The organism is Ensifer oleiphilus (assembly GCF_013371465.1).
GTDB classification, from domain to species: domain Bacteria; phylum Pseudomonadota; class Alphaproteobacteria; order Rhizobiales; family Rhizobiaceae; genus Ensifer; species Ensifer oleiphilus.
In genome coordinates, this window is record NZ_JABWDU010000001.1 from 58,596 (window position 1) to 78,049 (window position 19,454).

13 protein-coding genes are annotated in these 19,454 nt (G+C 62.4%); 5 read left to right on the forward strand and 8 right to left on the reverse strand.

Going from position 1 to position 19,454, the window contains the following annotated elements:
• Positions 1-182: 182 nt before the first annotated feature.
• The 3 genes from dnaK to HT585_RS00320 all read right to left on the reverse strand — a co-directional run bounded on the left by dnaK (position 183) and on the right by HT585_RS00320 (position 5,278).
• The gene (gene dnaK, locus HT585_RS00310) at positions 183-2,105 is read right to left on the reverse strand and encodes a molecular chaperone DnaK (RefSeq protein ID WP_176351111.1); all 1,923 of its coding nucleotides are present in this window, start codon (positions 2,103-2,105) and stop codon (positions 183-185) included.
• A gap of 261 nt (positions 2,106-2,366) precedes the next feature.
• The gene (locus HT585_RS00315) at positions 2,367-4,604 is read right to left on the reverse strand and encodes a transglycosylase domain-containing protein (protein ID WP_176351112.1); all 2,238 of its coding nucleotides are present in this window, start codon (positions 4,602-4,604) and stop codon (positions 2,367-2,369) included.
• Between the two features lie 464 nt (positions 4,605-5,068).
• Positions 5,069-5,278 carry a hypothetical protein gene (locus HT585_RS00320; protein WP_176351113.1) on the reverse strand — a complete coding sequence of 70 codons (210 nt, stop codon included), beginning with the start codon at positions 5,276-5,278 and terminating at the stop codon, positions 5,069-5,071.
• Positions 5,279-5,751: 473 nt separating this feature from the next.
• Between HT585_RS00320 and HT585_RS00325 the strand changes: the two genes are divergently transcribed.
• Positions 5,752-6,639 carry a DMT family transporter gene (locus HT585_RS00325; RefSeq protein ID WP_176351114.1) on the forward strand — a complete coding sequence of 296 codons (888 nt, stop codon included), beginning with the start codon at positions 5,752-5,754 and terminating at the stop codon, positions 6,637-6,639.
• 94 nt (positions 6,640-6,733) lie between these two features.
• A complete protein-coding gene (locus HT585_RS00330; RefSeq protein ID WP_176351115.1) occupies positions 6,734-7,225 on the forward strand; it encodes a hypothetical protein in 492 nt (163 codons plus the stop codon).
• Positions 7,226-7,243: 18 nt separating this feature from the next.
• Here the strand turns inward: HT585_RS00330 and HT585_RS00335 are convergent, their stop codons facing one another.
• The gene (locus HT585_RS00335; protein WP_176351116.1) at positions 7,244-8,191 is read right to left on the reverse strand and encodes a lysylphosphatidylglycerol synthase transmembrane domain-containing protein; all 948 of its coding nucleotides are present in this window, start codon (positions 8,189-8,191) and stop codon (positions 7,244-7,246) included.
• 298 nt (positions 8,192-8,489) lie between these two features.
• Between HT585_RS00335 and HT585_RS00340 the strand changes: the two genes are divergently transcribed.
• Entirely contained in the window at positions 8,490-8,828 is a 339-nt protein-coding gene (locus HT585_RS00340; protein ID WP_176351117.1) for a hypothetical protein, read from the forward strand.
• A 51-nt stretch (positions 8,829-8,879) separates the two neighbouring features.
• Here the strand turns inward: HT585_RS00340 and HT585_RS00345 are convergent, their stop codons facing one another.
• Positions 8,880-10,271 carry a M20/M25/M40 family metallo-hydrolase gene (locus tag HT585_RS00345; protein ID WP_176351118.1) on the reverse strand — a complete coding sequence of 464 codons (1,392 nt, stop codon included), beginning with the start codon at positions 10,269-10,271 and terminating at the stop codon, positions 8,880-8,882.
• A gap of 202 nt (positions 10,272-10,473) precedes the next feature.
• The gene (locus HT585_RS00350; protein ID WP_176351119.1) at positions 10,474-10,917 is read right to left on the reverse strand and encodes a MarR family winged helix-turn-helix transcriptional regulator; all 444 of its coding nucleotides are present in this window, start codon (positions 10,915-10,917) and stop codon (positions 10,474-10,476) included.
• A gap of 646 nt (positions 10,918-11,563) precedes the next feature.
• On the opposite strand from HT585_RS00350, the gene polA reads away from it, so the two are divergent.
• Positions 11,564-14,539 (forward strand): DNA polymerase I, encoded by a 2,976-nt coding sequence (gene polA / locus HT585_RS00355; RefSeq protein ID WP_176352139.1) that lies wholly within the window; start codon positions 11,564-11,566, stop codon positions 14,537-14,539.
• A gap of 219 nt (positions 14,540-14,758) precedes the next feature.
• Positions 14,759-15,613: a formyltetrahydrofolate deformylase gene (gene purU, locus HT585_RS00360; protein WP_176351120.1), complete on the forward strand. Its 855-nt coding sequence runs from the start codon at positions 14,759-14,761 to the stop codon at positions 15,611-15,613.
• On the opposite strand, the gene HT585_RS00365 is transcribed toward purU, so the two are convergent.
• Together HT585_RS00365 and HT585_RS00370 are read right to left on the reverse strand one after the other, a co-directional pair.
• The gene (locus HT585_RS00365; protein WP_176351121.1) at positions 15,606-16,250 is read right to left on the reverse strand and encodes a TetR family transcriptional regulator; all 645 of its coding nucleotides are present in this window, start codon (positions 16,248-16,250) and stop codon (positions 15,606-15,608) included. The genes purU and HT585_RS00365 overlap by 8 nt on opposite strands.
• 53 nt (positions 16,251-16,303) lie before the next feature.
• Positions 16,304-19,444 (reverse strand): efflux RND transporter permease subunit, encoded by a 3,141-nt coding sequence (locus tag HT585_RS00370; protein ID WP_176351122.1) that lies wholly within the window; start codon positions 19,442-19,444, stop codon positions 16,304-16,306.
• Positions 19,445-19,454 lie beyond the last annotated feature (10 nt).

Sequence of the window (19,454 nt, forward strand, 5' to 3'; positions counted from 1 at the left end):
CTCGCTGGTGCCATTCGTTGCCATTCCAGCCCGCGACGTTGTCCCATGGCGGCCGTCTCAGAAGCGTGGGTCCGTTGCCGCCCGTCCGTGGAAAAGCCGTTCGGCGCGAGCCTCCGGGGGGATAAAGAGCAACAAAAAAGCCCGAGTCACCCCGGGCTTTTCCGTCTCTAGAAGAGGGCGACTTAGGCCGAACGCTTGCGGTCGTCTTCGTCGTTGACTTCTTCGTAGTCCGCATCGACGACATCGCCGTCGCGGGCTGCGTCAGCGGCGGCGTCCGCATGGGCGGCGTCCGTCTGCTGGGCCTCATAGATCGCCTGACCAAGCTTCATGGACACTTCCATCAGCGTGTTGGTCTTGGCCTTGATGTCTTCGGCGTCCGGCTCGGAAGCCTCGACGGCGGTCTTCAGCGCGGCAATCGCGTCGGAGATCGCGTTGCGGTCGGTTTCCGAAACCTTGTCGCCATAGTCCTTCAGCGACTTTTCCGAAGAATGGATCAGGCTTTCCGCCTGGTTCTTCGCTTCCACGCCTTCGCGGCGCTTCTTGTCGGTTTCGGCATTGGCTTCCGCGTCCTTGACCATCTTCTCGATGTCGGCGTCGGACAGGCCACCGGATGCCTGGATGCGGATCTGGTGCTCCTTGCCCGTGCCCTTGTCCTTGGCCGAGACCTGGACGATGCCGTTGGCGTCGATGTCGAAGGTCACTTCGATCTGCGGCATGCCGCGCGGTGCCGGCGGAATGCCGACGAGATCGAACTGGCCGAGCAGCTTGTTGTCGGCTGCCATTTCGCGTTCGCCCTGGGAGACGCGGATCGTCACGGCCGACTGGTTGTCGTCGGCGGTCGAGAAGGTCTGCGACTTCTTGGTCGGGATCGTCGTGTTGCGTTCGATCAGGCGGGTGAAGACGCCACCAAGCGTTTCGATGCCGAGCGACAGCGGGGTCACGTCGAGCAGCAGAACGTCCTTGACGTCGCCCTGCAGAACGCCGGCCTGGATCGCAGCGCCCATGGCGACGACTTCATCCGGGTTCACGCCCTTGTGCGGCTCCTTGCCGAACAGCTGCTTGACGGTTTCCTGCACCTTCGGCATGCGGCTCATGCCGCCGACGAGAACGACTTCGTCGATCTCGGCCGCCGAAACGCCGGCATCCTTGAGGGCTGCCTTGCAAGGCGCAACGGTGCGCTGGATCAGGTCGTCGACGAGCGCTTCGAACTTGGCGCGGGTCAGCTTCATCGTCAGGTGCTTCGGACCGGAAGCGTCGGCCGTGATGAACGGCAGGTTGATTTCGGTCTGCTGCGACGAGGACAGCTCGATCTTGGCCTTTTCGGCAGCTTCCTTCAGGCGCTGAAGAGCGAGCTTGTCGTTCTTCAGGTCGATGCCCTGTTCCTTCTTGAATTCGCCGGCGAGGTACTGGACCAGACGCATGTCGAAGTCTTCGCCGCCGAGGAAGGTGTCGCCGTTGGTCGACTTCACTTCGAAGACGCCGTCGCCGATTTCGAGAACCGAGATATCGAAGGTGCCGCCGCCAAGGTCATAAACGGCGATCGTCTTGCCGTCCTTCTTGTCGAGGCCGTAGGCAAGCGCTGCAGCCGTCGGCTCGTTGATGATGCGCAGCACTTCGAGACCGGCGATCTTGCCGGCATCCTTGGTTGCCTGGCGCTGAGCGTCGTTGAAGTAGGCCGGAACGGTGATGACGGCCTTCTCGACCTTTTCACCGAGGTAGGATTCAGCCGTTTCCTTCATCTTCTGAAGGATCATGGCGGAGATCTGCGACGGCGAGTAGGCCGTGCCGTGTGCTTCGACCCAGGCATCGCCATTGTCGGCCTTGGTGATCTTGTAAGGAACCATGTCCTTGTCTTTTTGCGTGGTCGGATCCTGGAAGGTCCGGCCGATCAGGCGCTTGATCGCAAAAAGCGTGTTTTCCGGGTTGGTGACCGCCTGGCGCTTGGCCGGCTGGCCAACGAGACGTTCGCCGTCTTCGCTGAATGCAACCATCGAGGGGGTCGTGCGCGCGCCCTCGGCATTTTCAATGACCTTCGCATCTTTTCCGTCCATGACGGCGACGCAGGAGTTGGTCGTTCCCAAGTCAATACCAATAACTTTAGCCATGTCGTTCTCTCCTTGCAGCGGACTGTCGGAACCCGGTCAGGCATTCGTGAGACAGCCCCTAACGGGATGGTCTTTGGATTTCTTCGCAGCGTTGGCTGCGCCGATGCGGCGTATATAAGGACCGGCGTTTCGGACTGCAAGGCATTGTGCGGGGCGATTGAGGGCAAAAGCAAGCCTGCGATTGGCCTATAGCGGACAATCGGCATTTCGCCGACGGCCGGGACTACCCCAAAGCGGTGCGACGGCGCCGTTTGCGCCGCCTCAACCGCCTGTCAGGATATCGAAAAGTGTCGTGCGCTTGGTGGCGCCGGTGGTTTCGCCGACATCGGCCGGCGGTACCAAACCGCCGTTGCCTTCGGGCAAGGGGCGGGTCTGCTGGACGGCCATCGAACCGTCGACGCCAACAGGCGGTGCCGGAAAGGCGTTCGGATCGCCGGAAAGAACATCTCCGGTCGGGGCCGGCGGTGTGCCGCCGTCGTCGAAGACCGGCTGCACCCCGGTGGTGCCGAACAGCGGCGAGGGAGAAAGCCCTTCATGCGCGGTCACCATGAAGTCGTGCCACGCCTTGGCGGGCAGGCCGCCGCCGGTGACCTTCTTCATCGACTTGCCGTCGTCATTGCCGAACCAGACGCCGGTCGTGAGGTTCGAGGTATAGCCGACGAAAAGCGCGTCGCGGAAAGATTGCGTGGTGCCGGTCTTGCCGGCCGCTTCCCAGCCCTTCAGCTGCGCCTTCTTGCCGGTGCCGTTGGTCAGCACCCGGACCATCATCTGGTTCATTTCGCTGACGATGGCCGGGTCGAGCACGCGCGGCGGGTTGTCGTAGGTGTTTTCGTAAAGCACCGTGCCGTCGGCTTTCGAAATCCGGCGAATGACATGCGGCGTCGCCTTGAAGCCGCCGTTCATGAACGGCGCATAGGCCGAGGTCAGCTCGACCAGGCTGACTTCCGAGGTGCCGAGCGCAATCGAGGCATTGGCCTGCATCTCGGAATCGATGCCGAGGCGGTGCGCCACCTTGACCACGTTCTGAGGGCCGACCTCCATCACCAGCTGCGCGGCGATGGTGTTCAGCGAGTTTGCGAGCGCGTCGGCGAGCGTGACCTCGCCGCGGTATTTCTGGTCGTAATTTTCAGGTGTCCAGTTGCCGATCCTGACCGGGCCGTCATTTCGAATCGACATCGGCGTGCGGCCGATCTCAAGCGCTGCCGCATAGACGAAGGGTTTGAAGGCCGAGCCCGGCTGGCGCTTGGCCTTGGAAGCGCGGTCGAACTGGCTTTCGGCATAATCCTTGCCGCCGACGAGCGCGCGGATGGCGCCGGTGCCGTCGATCGACACCAGGGCTGCCTGCGAGGCGTCGAGCTTCTTGCCGTCGGCGTCAAGCGTAGCGCTGATCGCCTCTTCCGCCTTCTTTTCCAGATTGAGGTCGATCGTCGTGTCGACGATCAGGTCTTCCTTGATCTCGCCGATCATGCCGGGAAGCTGGTCCATCACCATATCGGCGACATAGTGCTCGGCGCCCGACCAATAGCTCTTGGCCTTGGTCGGCGCCTGCGACATCGCCGTCTTGATCTCGCTGTCGGTGACGAAGCCTTCCTCGCGCATGGCGCCCAGAACGACCTGGGCGCGCTCTTCTGCCGCCTTTGGATCACGGGCCGGCGACAGGCGCGAAGGTGCCTTCAGCAGGCCGGCCAGCAGAGCCGCTTCGCCGAGGTTTACATCGCGCGCCGACTTGTTGAAGTAGCGCCGAGACGCCGCCTCGACGCCATAGGCATTCGAGCCGAAGAACACCCGGTTGAGATACATCGCCAGGATCTGGTCCTTGGAATATTTCTGCTCCAGCCAGAAGGCGAGCAGCACTTCCTGCACCTTGCGTTCAAGCGTGCGCTCCGGCGACAGGAACAGGTTCTTGGCCAGCTGCTGGGTCAGCGTCGAGCCGCCCTGGACCATCCGGCCGGTGGTGACATTGGTGAGCATGGCGCGCGCCAGGCCGAGCGGATCGACGCCGAAATGCGAATAGAACCGGCGGTCCTCGATGGCGATCACCGCCTGAGGAATGTAGGGCGACATGTTTTCGAGCGACAGCGCTTCGCCGCCTGTCGTGCCGCGATTGGCAATGTTGTCGCCATTGACGGCGAGAATCTTGACGTTGGGCGGACGCTCGGGGATCGACCAGCTCTCGGCGTTCGGCATGCGCGCGCCGTAGTAGAGCACGAGGCCGCCGACGCCCATCGCGCCCCAGATGCCGAGCACGATGCACCAGTAAAACAACGTACGCACGAGGCCGATGAAACCGCCGCCATTGCCGGAGCCGCGTCGCGATCCGCCACGTTTGCTGCGCTGCGTCTTCTTCTTGGGCGCGGGAGCCGATTTTCCACGGGTCGGCTTGCGGCCGCCGCCGGTCACGCGATCGCTGGCCTCGATGCGAAAATCGTCATCATCGTCGTCGGCATTGCCGCCGAACGAGGGCTCGATCCGTTGTCCTGACTTGCCGCTTGCTGCCATGCCGTTTGGATTTACCCCTCATGCCGCATCGCGGGTGCCCAGTCGTTTTGCCCCAGCGGCAAACGCAATCTCAAGGGCGGGGAAGTTGATCGATCGACCCGCCACGGCGATGCGGTGAACTTTAAATGCGGCAATTTAAGGGGGGGTTAAAAACGAGATTGTAAAATATGCATGCTCTTCAACAGCTTGCCGGATCTGGTGTTACGGAGCGTTGCCGCTTCGTTCGCGCAATACCGCCAGCCCTGGCGCCGCGGGCCGTGTGGGCAGGCGAGACGCTTGGAATCGGGTCTCAAAACCGATCGCGTCACGCCACCACGCTGAGGCTCTTGCGGTCCAGACGTCTGCGCCTTTGCAGGCGTCATCCATTGGTCCACGCATTCCTTGGCGCACGCCATATCGACGGCCGCGGACGCTTTGGAGACCGACCGACACGAAGATCCGGTCTTGGGCCTGTCGATACCGGGCTATTCAGCGGTCTTTTCGTCCTGAACGATACGATCGGTCTTTTTCAACAGCACCGTCTCTTCGGAGGTCGACTGGCTTTCCGTCGTGATGCTGGCGGTCGTTGTTGCCGTATCGATCGCTGCGTTGGTCCTGGCGTGATAGGCGCATTCCGCAACTGCCATGGGGGCGGACAGGCCGATGGCGACTATGGCCACTAGAAGCGTCTTCATGAACTTCTCCTTCTCGCTCGCAGAAAAATTCTAACCCCCGGTGCGATTTGCCCGAAATCACGATTTTGTTTGGGTCGTTGTGTCGGGTGCAGGAATTGGATTGCAGGCAGTTGTTCCGCCGTCGCGTTTTGCCGGCTCGCTGCTGGCGGTCGCCTCGCCTCCAGGGCCGGCTGCCTCTGTCTTGCGCCGAAATCATCAGGAAAATTGTGCGGCGCAGCAAATCCACTCTTGAAATATTGCGACGCATGATTATTATAACACTTATCGAAGCGCTGCACCTCCTCCCGCGGCGCCCGATGCGGATCGGTGGCACTCCTCCTCCCAGTCGCCGGTCAAGTTTGAGAGCCCCGCGCACCTCCTCCCGCGCGGGGCTCTTTTCATGTCCGGACATCACTGAAGCCCCGATGAAGTCTTCTGAATGTCGGCGCAGATTTAACTGGTCCTGCGGGCCTTCCGGGTGTATCGGCGCGGACATGGGCTCCAAGGCAAACGGCTATATCTACGCGCTGCTGGCTATCGTCATCTTTGCGATCCAGGACGGCATCTCCAAACATCTGGGCAGTATCTATCCGCCGGTCTTCGTGGCGATGATCCGCTATTGGGCCTTTGCCCTGTTTGCCGTCGTTCTCGCCGTCCGCGCAACCGGCGGACTCAAGGTGACGGCCACGACCAAAAGACCGCTGCTGCAGGTGCTGCGCGGCCTGCTGTTGCCGTTGCAGATCGTCATGGTGATCACCTCGTTCACGCTGGTGGGACTGGCGCATTCGCAGGCAATCCTTGCGGCGACACCTCTGTTCGTTGCCCTTCTGTCGATGCCGCTTCTCGGCGAGCGTGTCGGCTGGCGCCGATGGCTGGCGATCTCGGTCGGGCTTATCGGCGTTCTCCTGATCCTGAAACCCGCTGAGGGCCTGTTCGAGACAGCGTTCCTGTTGCCTTTGGCGGCAGCCCTTGTCTTTGCCCTCTATGTCATCGTCACCCGGCTGGTCAGTCGAGACGATCGCGCGATGACGAGCTTCTTCTATAGCGGCATCGTCGGCGCCCTGGCGATCAGCCTTGTCGGTCCGTTTTTCTGGGCGACGTTGTCGCCGCCGGACTGGGGCTGGATGCTGCTCCTGTGCCTCACCGGAACCTCCAGCCACTACTTCCTCATCCGCGCCTATGATGTGCTGGACGCGGTCGCCGTGCAGCCGCTGACTTACCTCCAACTGGTCTTCGCGTCGGTCATGGGCGTCAGCATTTTCGGCGAGACGCTGACCACCAACATGATTGCCGGCTCGGTGCTGGTGGTGGCAGCCGGCATCTTCACGGTCTGGCGCGAGCGCATCGTTGCCCGCCGCAAGGCGGGCCTGCCGCCGGCCTGACCGGCGATATCGATATTTTGGCGAATCCTGCTATGGCTTCGCCTTGATGTTGTGCTCGGTTGGCTGCCCCGAAAGCCGATGAGGAGGAATGCCCATGAAGTTTCCGTCCGCTGCCGCGCTTGCCTTTTCGACGCTCGCCGCCGTGAATTCCGAAGCTCTGGCGCAAGACAGCGTCGCCTATGTCGACGATCGCTCTGATGGTGCCGCTGTCGTCCGGTCGCTCTACAACGCCATCAATCGCAAGGAATATGCGCGCGCCTTCGGCTATTTCGGCGAGACGAAGCCCGCCGGCGGGTACAAGGCTTTCATGCGCGGCTACGAGCGGACGGTTTCTGTCGAAGTGAAGCTCGGCAAGGTCAAGACCGAGGCCGGCGCCGGCAGCATCTACTCGGCGGTGCCGGTCGCGGTGAAATCGATCGAGAAACGCGCGCGCGTCCGGTTCTTCGCTGGCTGCTATGTGACGCGGATCATCAATCCGTCGCTGCAGGTGCCGCCGTTCACGCCCTATCAGATCGAAGCTGCACGCTTGAAGGAAGTGAAGGGGCCGCTCGAAGCGGCGCTTCCGTCCGTCTGCAACGCACCGTGACGACCCCTCGTCCAGACCTTACTGAATGGGGCCGCGCCGCTCTGCGAGGAACCGCGACCGTTCGAACACCAGGATGACGCCAAGCGCCATGATGAACGGAATGACCAGGTAGAGGATCCGGAAGATCGCAAGGGCCGCCAGCACGTCGGCCGGGTCCATTTCCGGAAGGGCTGCGATGAAGACCAGCTCCAGCACGCCAAGCCCGCCCGGCGCGTGCGAAAGCAGTGCTGCCGAGAAAGACGCCAGAAAAATCCCCAGGATGACGATGAAACCCGGATTGCCGGCTTCCGGCAGGGCGAAATAGATGATCCCGGCCGCACCGATCAGCTCGACAGGCGCGATCACCAACTGCCGCAGCACGATGGCGGGTTTCGGATAATGCAGCTGGAACCAGCGCGTGCGGATCGAGGGGAAGCCGACGAGGCTGCCGATGACATAGAGCGCGATGACGATCAGGATCAGCACGCCTGTCGTCAACGACATTTCGACCGGCAGGAATTCGGCGAACCGTTCGATGATTTCCGGTTTCACCAGAAGCACGATCGCCGACAGCATCAGGGTCCCGAGCGCGAAGGTGAACGAGCAGAAGGCGACGAGCACGCCGACTTCTCCCGGCGTCAGCCCCTTCGATCGGTAGGCCCGATAGCGCACGACAGCGCCGGAAAAGACGGAGGCGCCGAGATTGTGCGAGAGAGCGTAGGTGGTGAACGAGCAGACCGTGATGAACCACAGCGAGATGCGGTGACCGAGGTGATCGAGCGCCAGCTTGTCGTAGCCGGCAAGCGCGGCATAGGCGACCAGTGTGGCGCCGATCGCCAGAAGCCAGCTTTTCAGGGAAATCGCCTTGAAGCTGGCGAGGAAATCGTCCAGCGAGAGACCGCTCAGCTCGTGATAGAGCGCATGCACCGAAAAGATGATCGCCGCCAGCCCGACGATGGGCCAGAAATACGCGCGCAGCCTGCTCATACCGGCGTCGCGATCGCTACTACAAACCTGGCCGAAGGCTCTGACGACGGCGTCGCAACCATCTCTGGACGCATCTGTTCATGAAAGCAGCCACCATCGCGGCTCCAGTTCTTCACAGTTTCGCGCCCAGAACGCGACGTCTCGGTCCTTACACTTGCCAATGATCCAATTTCCCATTCTGATTTGTTTTGCAAAAGGGAAGCACCTGAGGCCGGTGAGGTCAAGGATCGATGCCCCGGCAGAGGCGGGTGTTTGGTCAAGAAATCGCGAAGACGACACGGTAAAGCGGAGTGGGCTGATGCAGAAGGACGAGGAAAAGCCGATCGAACCGGTCTTCCGCAACGGAACCGTGACCGTCGTCGGTGTGGTGCTGTCGTTTTCGCTGGGCTTTCTCACCCAATGGGCGGCCAATCCGGTGCCATGGAATATGGGCGATCTTCCCGCCGTCATTCTTTTGGCGATCGGCATCCTCCTGCAGATGCACGCGCTATGGGATTTTCTCCAATTGCGCTCGCTGCAGCCGAAGGTCTACGATCAGGCGACGCGCATTTTCTTCATTGGCGTGGTGGTCACAGGCAGCGGCGTACTCGCAGCGCTGGTTGCCGATTTTGTCGTGTTGATCTCGACAGCTGCGTGACCGTGGTGGCGGGCATGCCGCGCGCCATATTTGGCGCGCGGCGCTGTCATATCACGCGGCAAGCGCGTTCAGGATGCGGATCCACGAGCGAATGCCCTTGTGATAGGACTGCAGCTCATACTTTTCATTGGGCGAATGGATGCGGTCGTCCGAAAGGCCGAAGCCGACGAGCAGCGATTCCATGCCGAGCATCTTCTGGAAGTCGCCGACGATCGGGATCGAGCCGCCCATGCCGATGACCACGGCCGGCTTCGGCCATTCGTCGGAGAGGGCAAGCTTCGCCGTGTTGAGCAGGCTCGAATCGTAGGGCAGCTGGATCGCCGGCGAACCGCCGTGGGCGTGGAACTCGACCGTGCAATCGGCGGGCACCTTCGAGCGCACATAGGCGCGGAAGGCCTCGCGGATCTTTTCCGGGTTCTGGTTGCCGACCAGGCGGAAGGAGACCTTGGCGGAAGCCTCGGCGGCGATCACCGTCTTGAAGCCTTCGCCGGTATAGCCGCCGGTGATGCCATTGATCTCGGCGGTCGGGCGCGCCCAGGTCAGTTCGAGAACCGAGCGGTTCTTTTCACCCGACGGGATCGAAAGGCCGATTTCACCGAGGAACTTTTCGGCCGTCTGGCCGAGCGTCTCCCATCCGGCCTTGATCTGGGCCGGGGTTTCCTCGACGCCTTCGTAAAAGCCTTCAAGGGTCACGCGGCTGTCTTCGTCGTGAAGCCCGGCGAGGATGCCGGTGAGGATGCGGATCGGGTTGGCGGCAGCACCACCGAAGTAGCCGGAATGCAGGTCGCGATCAGCCGCCTTGATGACGACTTCTTCGCCGACGAGACCGCGCAAGCCGGCCGAGATCGCCGGCGTGTCCCGGTCCCACATGCTCGTATCGCAAACAAGTGCATAGTCGGCTTTGAGTTCGGCCGCATTGGCTTCGAGGAAGGGTTTCAGAGACGGCGAGCCGGACTCTTCCTCCCCTTCGAACAGGATGGTGATGCGGCAGGGCAGCGACCCGTGAACGTCCTTGTAGGCGCGTGCGGCCTCGACGAAGGTCAGCAGCTGGCCCTTGTCGTCGGCGGTGCCGCGGCCGGTGATGACCTTGCGACCGGGCTCGAGCTCCTTGAGACCAGGCTCGAACGGATCGGTATCCCAGAGATTCAGGGGATCGACCGGCTGGACGTCGTAATGTCCGTAGAACAGCACATGTGGCGCATCGGCGGTGGCGCCGGCGTGGTGGGCGACAACCATCGGATGTCCGGGGGTGTCGCGGACAGAGGCGGTGAAGCCCAGACCGTTCAATTCGGCGACCAGCCATTCGGCGGCCTTGCGGCAATCGGCCTTGAAGGCCGGATCGGTCGAGATCGACTTGATGCGCACAAGGTCGAAAAGCCTGTCCAGGCTCTTCGGCAGGTTGGCGTCTGCGCGCTCGAGAATGGGGGTGATATCTGCCATCATGCATATCCTTGCTTCAAGTTTTGCCGGAACCTACTGCATGACGTCGCAAATCGGAATCGATTTCGCGAGCGAAATCACGCAGCCGTTCAACGGGCGGCAGCGACTCTGGCGTGTCCGAATGAACTCGCTCAGGTTGTTTAAAGCCTCAGGCAGGTGGATTTAAGCCAAATTTTTTGATGGGACGATCAGAGGCGCGGCTTCGTCACGCGGTGTTGGCGTCGCGCGCGGCATGGGCTAGCGCCATGCGCATGTACTCGAGCATCAGTTCGCGTTCGAACTGCCTGAGACCGGACAGCAAGGACTGATCCGCGGCAAGCGCCGCCTCCTTGGCAGCGGCTTCGATTTCTCTCGCCCTCTCGGTCAGGAAGATCTGCTGCGAGCGTTTATCCTGCGGATGTTTGCGCCGGACGATGAGCCCGTCGCGCTCCATCCGCGCCAGCGTGTTGGCCATCGTCGCCTGTTCGATGTCGAGCTTGTCGAGAAGCTGCTTCTGGGTCAGGCCTTCCTCCGCCCATAATTCCAGAAGGACGGGAAACTGCCCGGGCGCGAAGCCGAGCTTCTGACCGCGCTCCTGGAGCGCACGCGAGAAACTTTTGGCCAGCAGGCTGGCCAGGTAGGTCGCAGATTCCATACGATTGAAGGCCATACGCTCATGGGTACGCCCGATGGGGCACGAAGACAAGTTACAAAGCAGGCGATGGACTTGAGAAAGCCTTGTCTCACAACGATTTGACCCGACAAACGAGAAACCGCCACGGCGCGGAGGCGGCGCCGTGGCGGTTCTCTGAAAACGGGACAAAGGCCCGGAGAGGGGGATAAGGCCTTTGTCCTCATCTGGTGCGGGCGGGGGACAGGCCAATCACCAGAAGACGGCATCACTCGGTGCCGTTGAGTAAGATTTGAGGAGTCAAATGTGGCTTTTCAAGGATTGGGCCAAGGAATCGCACATTACAAATGCGTAACGTTTCCGTGAAGCTTTGGGCCGCATCCAAAGGCTTTTCCACGGCGCGCCGAAACCGAACATGACGCGCGACCGCCATCGTCATCATGGCCCCGACCACCACGCAGCGCACCGTTGTGCTCGGCTGCCTCGTCGCAGTCGGAGATAGGTGCCGCATGCCCAATTCTCAAGCCTGCAGATCGGTCCGCGTCCAGCCGTCGGGGCGGTCGAACGACAGATGGTTCGTGCAAGGGGTGGACCTTGTCGGATCCCTCGCAACAATGGGGTGAGAATGTCGCGGGCGTGGAAAACCGCAATGGACGTTTGGCTCACCCCGCGCTATCCATTGCCGATGAAAAACGGTGATCACCTCTTCCTCGTCGACGGCTCCGGATTCATCTTCCGGGCGTTCCACGCCATCCCGCCGCTAAACCGCAAATCCGATGGCCTTCCGGTCAATGCGGTGTCCGGTTTCTGCAACATGCTGTGGAAGCTGCTGACCGATGCGCGCGACACGTCGGTCGGTGTGACGCCGACACATTTCGCCGTCATTTTCGACTATTCCTCGAAGACGTTCCGCAACGAACTCTACGATCTCTACAAGGCCAATCGCTCGGCGCCGCCGGAGGATCTCATCCCGCAATTCGGGCTGATCCGCCACGCCACGCGCGCCTTCAACCTGCCGTGCATCGAGAAGGAAGGCTTCGAGGCCGACGATCTGATCGCCACCTACACGCGCCTTGCCGAACAGGCCGGCGCCAGCGTCACCATCATCTCCTCCGACAAGGACCTGATGCAGTTGGTGACGCCGAACGTGTCGATGTACGACAGCATGAAGGACAAGCAGATCTCGATCCCCGAAGTGATCGAGAAATGGGGCGTGCCGCCGGAGAAGATGATCGACCTCCAGGCGATGACCGGCGATTCCACCGACAACGTGCCCGGCATTCCCGGCATCGGCCCGAAGACGGCTGCCCAATTGCTGGAAGAATACGGCGACCTCGACACGCTCTTGGCGCGTGCCGGCGAGATCAAGCAGGCCAAGCGCCGCGAAAACATCATCGCCAATGCCGACCTCGCCCGCCTGTCGCGACAGCTGGTGACGCTGCGCACCGACACGCCGCTCGACGTTCCGCTCGAGGACTTTCAGCTCGAACCGCAGGATGGGCCGCGTCTCGTCGCCTTCCTGAAGGCGATGGAGTTCACCACGCTCACCCGTCGTGTCGCTGCTGCCACCGACACGGATGCCGATGCAGTCGAGCCGGCCACGGTGCCGGTCGAGTGGGGCGCGGATGCGCGCGGGCCGGATCTCGACAAGGCCTCGGCCGCCCCGGGGCCCTCAAGCACCGGAGATGCAGCACCTGCGGGCGAGGGCGTCTCAACAGGCGAGGCCGGCGAAGCGACGCCCGAGGCGCTCGCGCAGTCGCGTGCAGCGCTTTTTGCCAGCGCTGCGATCGACCACGCGCGCTACGTCGCGATCCGCGATGTGGCCACGCTCGACGCCTGGATTGCCGATGCCAGGGATGCGGGCCTCGTTGCCTTCGATACCGAAACCACGTCGCTCGATGCCATGCAGGCCGAGCTTGTCGGCTTCTCGCTGGCGCTTGCCGACTATGCCAAGGACCCCGCGGGAACCGTGATCCGCGCGGCTTACGTGCCGCTGATCCACAAGACCGGCGTCGGCGATCTTCTCGGCGGCGGCCATGCGGAAAACCAGATCCCGGTGCGTGACGCGCTGAGCCGGCTGAAGGTGCTGCTCGAAGACCCGTCGGTGCTGAAGGTCGCGCAGAACCTGAAATACGATTACCTGATCATGAAGCGACACGGCATCACCGTGAAGGGCTTCGACGACACCATGCTGATGTCCTATGTCGTCGATGCCGGCAACGGCACGCACGGGATGGACGCGCTGTCGGAACGCTGGCTCGGCCACAAGCCGATCGCCTACAAGGACATGACCGGCAGCGGCAAATCGTCGGTGACCTTCGATTATGTCGATATCGATCGCGCCACCGCCTATGCCGCCGAGGACGCCGACGTCACCCTGCGCCTCTGGCACGTGCTGAAGCCACGGCTTGCGGCCAAGGGGCTGGTGCGTGTCTATGAACGGCTGGAGCGGCCGCTGGTGCCGGTGCTGGCGCATATGGAAGAGCGCGGCATCACCATCGACCGCCAGATCCTGTCGCGCCTCTCGGGCGAACTGGCGCAAGGCGCTGCCGCACTCGAAGACGAGATCTACAAGCTGGCCGGCGAAACATTTACCGTCGGCTCGCCGAAGCAGCTCGGCGATATCCTCTTTGGCAAGATGGGGTTGCCCGGTGGTTCGAAGACCAAGACCGGCCAATGGTCGACCTCGGCGCAGGTGCTGGAGGACCTCGCGGCCGAAGGCCACGAGCTGCCGCGCAAGATCGTCGACTGGCGCCAGATGACAAAGCTGAAGTCGACCTATACCGACGCCCTGCCGGGCTTCGTCCATCCGGACACCAAGCGCGTCCACACCTCCTATGCGCTGGCGGCGACGACCACGGGACGGCTGTCCTCGTCCGACCCAAACCTGCAGAACATCCCGGTGCGCACCGCCGAAGGCCGCAAGATCCGCACCGCGTTCATCGCCACGCCCGGACACAAGCTGGTTTCGGCCGACTACAGCCAGATCGAGCTGCGCGTGCTTGCCCATGTCGCCGACATCCCGCAGCTGCGCCAGGCCTTTGCCGATGGCGTCGACATTCACGCCATGACCGCCTCGGAGATGTTCGGCGTTCCCGTCGAGGGCATGCCGAGCGAAATCCGCAGAAGGGCCAAAGCCATCAACTTCGGCATCATCTACGGCATTTCCGCCTTCGGTCTGGCCAACCAGTTGTCGATCGAGCGGTCGGAGGCCAGCGACTACATCAAGAAGTATTTCGAGCGCTTCCCCGGCATTCGCGACTACATGGAAAACACCAAGGCCTTTGCCCGCGAGCACGGTTATGTCGAAACGATCTTCGGCAGGCGCGCGCACTATCCCGACATCCGCTCGTCGATCCCCTCGCATCGCGCCTTCAACGAGCGCGCTTCGATCAACGCGCCGATCCAGGGCTCTGCCGCCGACATCATCCGCCGCGCCATGGTCAAGATCGAGCCGGCGCTGAGCGAGGCGAAGCTTTCTGCCCGCATGCTGCTGCAGGTGCACGACGAACTGATCTTCGAGGTCGAGGATGCGGAGGTCGAGCGCACCATTCCGATCGTCGTCTCGGTGATGGAGAACGCGGCGATGCCGGCGCTCGACATGCGCGTGCCGCTCAAGGTCGACGCCCGCGCCGCGATGAACTGGGACGAAGCGCACTGAGGTTTTTCTGAGGGATTCCATCAGAAAGCTTGCATCGACATCTGCTGTTATTCTTGCAGAAGGCGGCCACGACGGCCGCCTTTTGTCTGTCCTGATATCACGATGAAAGAAAGCGCATTCGCCTGCCACGTCGGGCGTTGCGGCTTTCGTGCTCTGCCCCTACGCAGCAATCGGCAAGGGCGCCAGCGCGCCCGGCAGAGCCGCTGATCGGAGGGGACCATGGCCACCAACACATTTATCCTTGTGCTGTCCTGTGACGACAAGCCGGGCATCGTTGCCGCTGTGACGACGGAACTGGCCGGCCTTGGCGCCAACATTGCCGAAAGCAGCCAGTTCTGGGATCGGCACACCAACAGCTTCTTCATGCGCATCGCCTTCCAGGCACCCGAGGGCATGGCAGGGGACGACGTCGAGCGGGCGCTGCAACCGGCCATCGACCGGTTCCAGATGCGCACCACGCTGACGGAAGTCGCGCGCAGGCCGAGGATCGTCATCCTCGTCTCGAAGTTCGACCACGCGCTTCTGCATCTGCTCTATCAGATCCGCGTCGGCTGGCTGAACGCCGAGGTCGTTGCCATCGTTTCCAATCACGAGGACAGCCGGCGGACGGCCGACCTTGAAGCAGTGCCCTATCACTATTGGCCGGTAACCAAGACCAACAAGGCGGAGCAGGAGGAGAAGCTGCTGCATCTCGTGCAGGAGGCCGGCGCCGACCTGGTGATCCTGGCGCGCTACATGCAGGTCTTTTCCGACACCTTGTCGAAGCGCCTTTATGGCAAGGCGATCAACATTCATCACTCGTTCCTGCCGTCGTTCAAGGGGGCAAAACCCTATCACCAGGCCCACGAGCGCGGCGTCAAGCTGATCGGCGCCACGGCCCATTACGTCACCCCCGATCTCGACGAAGGGCCGATCATCGAGCAGGAGACCGAACGCGTCAGCCACGCGTTGACGGCGGATGATTTCGTCGCGAGCGGCCGCGACATCGAGAGCCGAGTACTCGCGCGTGCCGTCAAGCTGCACCTGGAGCGGCGTGTCATGCTCAACGGTCACAAAACGGTGGTGTTCAGCTAAGGGGTGCCGGCGGGGTGCGGGCGGCGCGAGGCGTGCGAAAGCTGGAAAACAGTCGCCTCAACCCATCGCGTCCCTCCGCAACAATGTCAAAGCTGCGGCCGAAAAGCAGCCACTGGGTACAGAGGCCCAGCATCATCCAGTGAAGCGTGCGGGTCGCCGACGTCGGCGTCCAGCTGTCGCGCATATAGCCGCTGGCAAGGGCACGGGCGAAGGCCAGCTCGAGCAGGGCATTGTGATGTTCGTCGAGTTCCCTGTGTCGCGTCAGGACCTCGCTCATATCGCCGTCGTAGTTGGTGCGCAGCATGATGGTGAGGATGCGCTGGCGTTGCTCGTCGGCGGCCAGAATATCGATCCAGGCGCCCATCGCATCCTCGACGATTGCCAGCGTATCGGCGGTCTCGGCCTCAATCTCCTGCGCGATCATGTCTTCCTGGGGCAGGGGGACTGCGTCATGCAGGGCCAGGAAAAGATCGGTCTTGTTGGAAAAGTGCCAGTAGATGGCGCCGCGGGTCACGCCCGCTTCCTTGGCCACGTCCTCCAGTGTCGTGTTGGAAACACCCTTTGCGTAGAACACACGTTCGGCAGCACTCAGGATCTTCTGCCGGGTTGCCTCCGCATCGGCTTTCGTTCGGCGCATTCATTCCTCCTTGCAGAACGGCCCGCCGAGAAGGCGGGCCGTCGATTGTCGTATTACTCGGCGGGTGTCGGGGTCTCGGCTGCAGCCGGTGTGGCTTCGGCCTTCTTGCGTCCGAACAGCTTCGTGACGAACACGAAGAACACCGGAACGAAGAAGATCGCCAGCACCGTTGCCGAGATCATGCCACCCATCACGCCGGTACCGATGGCGCGCTGGCTGCCCGAGCTTGCGCCCGTGGCGATCGCCAGCGGCAGAACGCCGAGCGTGAAGGCGAGCGACGTCATCAGGATCGGGCGGAAGCGCAGGTGCGCTGCCTCCAGCGTCGCATCGATCAGCGATTTGCCCTGCTCGCGCAGTTCCTTGGCAAATTCGATGATCAGGATGGCGTTCTTCGCCGACAACCCGATGATCGCGATCAGGCCGACCTTGAAGTACACGTCGTTCGGCATGTCGCGCATTGTCACGGCCAGAACCGAGCCGATGACCCCAAGCGGAACCACCATGATGACCGCGACCGGGATCGACCAGCTCTCATAGAGGGCTGCAAGGCACAGGAAGACCAGCAGGCACGACAGCGCGATCAGGAGAGGCGCCTGGGTACCGGACTGGATCTCCTGCAGAGACTGGCCGGTCCATTCGTAGCCGAAGCCCGCCGGCAACTGTCCGGCAAGCCGCTGCATCTCGGCGATCGCGTCACCGGATGAGAAGCCATGGGCCGCTTCGCCGCTGATGCGCACCGACGGGTAGCCGTTGTAGCCGATCGTCTGGGTCGATGCCTTGACCCACTCGACGGTCGCAAAGGCCGAGAGCGGAACCATGCCGCCATTGGCGTTGCGAACGTTGAGGTTCAACAGATCCGCCGTCTGCATGCGCTGACCCTCGTCCGCCTGCACCGTCACGCGCTGCATGCGGCCGGCATTCGGGAAGTCGTTGACATAGGACGAGCCGAGGTTGGTCGAGATCGTCGAGTTGATGTCGGCAAACGTCACGCCGAAGGTATTGGCCTTTTCGCGGTCGATTGTCACGCTGACCTGAGCCGCATCGGGCATGCCTTCGAAGCGAACGCCGGTGACGATCTTGCTCTGAGCCGCAAGGCCGAGAAGCTGGTCGCGGGCCTGCGAGAGCGCCGCTTCGCCGAGACCGCCGCGATCCTGCAGGCGGAAGGAGAATCCGCCTGTGGTGCCGAGGCCCTGGATCGCCGGCGGCGACAGCGCAAAGCTGATCGCATCCTTGATCTGGCTCATCGCCATCGTCGCGCGCATGGCGATCGATTGCGCGGCGTTGTCGGCGTCGCGTTCCTTCCAGTCCTTCAGCGTCACGAAGGCGAGAGCTGCGTTCTGTCCGGTGCCGAAGAAGGAGAAGCCGTTGATCGCGATGATGCGTTCGACAGCCGGCTCCTGGCCGAAGATCTTTTCGGCCTGCTCCACCACCTCGGTCGTACGGTTGCCCGTCGCTTCGGAGGGCAGCTGCATCATGACGATCACGAAACCCTGGTCTTCGTCCGGAAGGAACGACGACGGCAGCTTCATGAACAGCCAGCCGAGACCGGCGAGGACCGCGAGGTAGACGACCATGTAGCGACCGGTCCGGTGGACCATGTGCTTCACGATGCCGCTATAGCCATGCGACGTCTTGTCGAACGAGCGGTTGAACCAGCCGAAGAAGCCGCGCTTGGCGTGGTGGTGGCCCTTGGGAACCTGCTTCAGGAAGCTGGCGCAGAGTGCAGGCGTCAGCGACAGCGCAAGCAGCGCCGAGAACAGGATCGACACGACCATCGTCAGCGAGAACTGGCGATAGATCACACCGACGGCGCCTGGGAAGAAGGCCATCGGAATGAACACCGAAGCCAGAACCAGCGTGATGCCGATGACGGCGCCGGTGATCTGCTTCATCGCCTTGCGGGTCGCCTGTTTCGGCGTCAGCCCCTCTTCGGACATGATGCGTTCGACGTTCTCGACGACGATGATCGCATCGTCGACGAGAATGCCGATCGCCAGCACCATGCCGAACATGGTGAGCACGTTGATAGAGAAGCCCATCGCCAGCATGACCGCACAGGTGCCGAGCAGGGCGACCGGCACGACGAGCGTCGGGATGATGGTGTAGCGGATGTTCTGCAGGAACAGGAACATCACGATGAAGACGAGCGCAACCGCTTCGACCAGCGTCGACAGCACCTTCTCGATGGAGACGGCGACGAACGGCGAGGTGTCGTAGGGAACCGAATATTCGAGGCCCTGCGGGAAGAACTTCGACAGTTCGTCCATGCGCTCCTTGATCGCGGCAGACGTCGACATGGCGTTGCCGCTCGGCGACAGCTGCACGGCGATAGCCGCGGACGGCTTGCCGTTCAGGCGGGTCGAGAAGGCGTAGCTTTCGCCGCCGATTTCGACGCGTGCGACATCGCGCAGGCGGACGGAGGAGCCGTCCGGATTGGCGCGAAGCACGATCGCTCCGAATTCCTCGGCGCTCGACAGTTGGCCCTTGACGACGACCGGAGCACTGATCTGCTGCGTGATCGGGTTCGGCTGCGCGCCGATCGAGCCGGATGCGATCTGGGCGTTCTGTGCCTGGATGGCGTTCGTCACGTCGGCGGCGGTCAGGTTGAGGCCGAGCATCTTGTCCGGATCGAGCCAGATGCGCATCGAGCGTTCGGTCGCAAACAGCTGCGCACGGCCGACGCCGGGCACGCGCTGGACCTCGTTCAGCACGTTGCGGCTGAGATAGTCGCCGAGACCGATGGCATCCATCGAGCCGTCGGTCGAGGTGAGTGCGACGATCATCAGAAAGCCGGAACCGGCTTCATCGACCTGCACGCCCTGGCGCTTGACCGAATCGGGCAGGCGCGGTTCGACGCGGCGAACCCGGTTCTGGATGTCGACGGCCGCCTGTCCCGGATCTGTACCGGGCGCAAAGGTGGCGCTGATATCGACCGAGCCGGAGGCGCTGGAGGTCGATTCGAAATAGAGCAGGCCTTCGACGCCGTTCAGCTCGTTTTCGATCAGCCGGGTGACGCTCTGATAGGTGTCCTGGGAGGAGGCACCGGGATAGCTGGTGTTGATGGAGATCTGTGGCGGTGCGACATCAGGATATTGCGATACCGGCAGAAGCGGTATCGCAATGATGCCGGCGATCATGATGAAGATCGCCACCACCCAGGCAAAAATCGGCCTGTCGATGAAAAAACTGGGCATTAATCAGCAC